Origin of the sequence: Bacillus canaveralius (genome assembly GCF_002860125.1) — a bacterium.
In the GTDB taxonomy this organism is placed as follows: domain Bacteria; phylum Bacillota; class Bacilli; order Bacillales; family Cytobacillaceae; genus Bacillus_BJ; species Bacillus_BJ canaveralius.
Map to the genome: position 1 here is coordinate 1 of NZ_PGVA01000088.1, position 2,815 is coordinate 2,815.

Consider the following 2,815-nt stretch of genomic DNA (forward strand, 5'->3'; position numbering starts at 1 on the left):
TGAGTATTGCGGACAGAATGAGCCGGCTGTGCGGAGTTTTGGGCCACTGTTTGCGGACAACAGAGCCAGTGAATGCGGAGGAGAGAGCCACTGGCTATTAAAAAGGGGGAACAGCCATTGAAATGGTTTTATCCTAATTTCAATGGCTGCTGATTCTATCTAAATCGTTTATCTTCTAATTGTTCGTCTATAATCTCAATTGCCCAACGGACAAGTTCATCAAAATCTAAATCCTCTTCCTCGTCCCATACACAAGTAGCTAGTAACCTATCTACTATCTTCATCATCACTTCTTCCGGTAAATATCTGTGAAAGAAATACTTAGCTACACGGTTCTCAACTTCTGTTGGAATCATCTTCCCACCACCAACCCATGACGTTCTCTCATTGATACTTCACCATCGACTAGAATCTTATAGGAATCATGCACTATTCGGTCAAGAATCGCATCTGCTATTTGTGCCTGGCCCAACTTAGAGTGCCACCCTTCTGGTGAGAATTGGGAACAGAATATAGTAGAAGTCCTCTTTATTCTTGATTCAATAATTTCTAAGACGTGAAGGGCATGCTCCTCCGAGAGCTCAGTTAATAGCCATTCATCGAGTATTAATAAATCGATTTTCTTATATTTTTGGATGATTTTCCTGAAGCTACCATCGGCTTCATACTTCGCGACTGCTAGTTCATCAAGCAATTCTGGCAATCTGATATACTTTACATCGTAAAATTGGCGACAGGCATGAATGCCAAAGGCATTGGATATCCACGTTTTTCCGTTCCCTGATGCACCCATTAAAATAATGTTATGGTGGTTTTGTATATAATTCCCTGTCGCTAGCTCCAATATTAGTTTTTTGTCCAAGTTACGATCAGGATGATACTCTATGTCTTCAATAGCTGCCATAGGATCTTCGAAGTTTGCCTGTTTAATCAACCGTTCCAATCTATTTGATTTTCGACGGTCAAACTCATAGTCTACCAAAAGATTAAATCGATCATCGAAATCCATATCTTGATAGTCTTTGTTCTGGCTTTGTTGCTGATATAATTCTGCCATTGCACCCATTTTCATTTCGGTTAATTTACGTAATGTTTCTTGGTTCATCATTTTTTATCCCCTCCAAAGTATTTAGCGCCACGGGTAAAGCCATGGTTATTAATATTGATTCCATGATTATCAACATTAGATTTTTGCTCACGCTTTTTTCGCCTATCCAATATCCCTTTTAAAACGGGAATGGTCGGATTTGTTGATATTTCAAGCAATGTATGTGTTGCGGTTTCGAGTTCATCACTTGTATGCTTGGTTGATAAATTCCTTAGAGCACTAAGGATGTTTAATGCCTTCTTTTCCGCATTCGTTTCTAGGATATAAGAGACAAACCGCGCTATGGAGGGCCCAATTGTTTCTGCCCATTTACGATTGTTTTCAGGGTTATGCTCAAGGTATAGTCTATGATTATCTGGCATGTGATCCCTATTCGTAGAAAACTGTCCAACTTCTCCAATTAACCGTTTATGGGATGCAATTCGCACTTCCTTAAAGTAAACTTCAATTAGGTCAGTGGTCAGCCGAATATCGACTTGTTCACGGACATAATCATATGGGACGGAATAATACATTCGTTCAACTTGGATGTGGTAGTTCAATTGAACTTTTGCTGTTTTCCATTCCGCAAGTTTGTAACGTGTTTGGGGAAGCTGTTGAAGGTGGGATTTCTCTTCTTCCTCAAACACCTTTTTCCGTGAACCGGGACGTTTCTGAAAATCAATCGTATTGATTTCTTCCAGCTTTTCATGGATTCTTTGATTTAAATCCTCTATGTGAAAACATTGATAGTTTCTTAACGAGGCGATGATCTGTCGTGAAATGTACCCAACAGTACCTTCGACACTAGCCTTATCCTTTGGTTTTCGAACCCTGCTCGGCACGACGACTATACGGTAGTAATCTGCCATTTCTCGATAGGCTTCATTAAGGAGTGGTTCGACTCGGAATGGCTTAATAACTCCCGTTTTTAGATTATCTGGAACCAAAGTTTCAGGAACACCACCAAAATATTCGAATGCACGGATATGGGCCAGAAGCCAGTTTGGTGACTTCATATCTAAAAACGCCTCCACGTAACTTAACTGGCTGTATGGCAAAGCCGCAATGAAAACATATGCCGGAATCCTTTCACCAGTGAAACGATCAATAATATGCAGTGTGGAACCAGCCCAATCCACTTCCATGATTTCACCCGGTTTTCTGCGAATTGGCATCGTTAATTTATATTTTTTCGCGTACTTCCCATAATTTTCACAAAAAGTCCTGTAGGCATAGGGGACTTTTCCACCCTCGCGAGCCTCTACTGAATACTCATGATGCAATAGAGCCAAGGTGACATTCTTTTTTTGCAGCTCCTTATGCACCTTCTCCCAATCAACCGGGAAGTACCCCTTTTCGCTAGCCTGTTTCTCCGGAAACAGAAATTCCTCCAACCATCGATTGGTCATGGTATCGTTCAAGCTTTCTATCCCAAGCTCCATGGCACGCCGAATGACCTCGGCGACTGTATTCCTAGAGTGACCGGCACTAGAACTGATTGTTCTTTGACTGATCTCATCAAAATACAGTTCAAGGATTTTACGACAATTAACCACAAAAAAACCTCCTGTATAATATTGTCATGCATTTTTGCATGCATTTTTTATTATACAAGAGGCTATTTAATTTATCGTGCCGGCTCTAACTCCGCAGATGGCGGCTCACTTTTCCGCACTGACTGGCTCAAAACTCCGCACATGTGGCTCAATTCATATGCAATAATCA

The 2,815-nt window shown here is 41.0% G+C and carries 3 protein-coding genes; all 3 read right to left on the bottom strand.

Going from position 1 to position 2,815, the window contains the following annotated elements:
* Positions 1-155 precede the first annotated feature (155 nt).
* From CU635_RS22355 to istA, 3 genes are read right to left on the bottom strand one after another with little or no spacing between them, the layout of a single operon-like run.
* A complete protein-coding gene (locus CU635_RS22355) occupies positions 156-356 on the bottom strand; it encodes a hypothetical protein (RefSeq protein WP_101579568.1) in 201 nt (66 codons plus the stop codon).
* Positions 353-1,108 carry an IS21-like element helper ATPase IstB gene (gene istB / locus CU635_RS22360; protein WP_101579569.1) on the bottom strand — a complete coding sequence of 252 codons (756 nt, stop codon included), beginning with the start codon at positions 1,106-1,108 and terminating at the stop codon, positions 353-355. Before istB ends, CU635_RS22355 begins: the two co-directional genes overlap by 4 nt.
* Positions 1,105-2,646, bottom strand: coding sequence for an IS21 family transposase (istA, locus tag CU635_RS22365; protein WP_101579570.1), 1,542 nt, complete (start codon positions 2,644-2,646; stop codon positions 1,105-1,107). The genes istB and istA overlap by 4 nt, the downstream gene beginning before the upstream one ends.
* Positions 2,647-2,815: the final 169 nt, after the last annotated feature.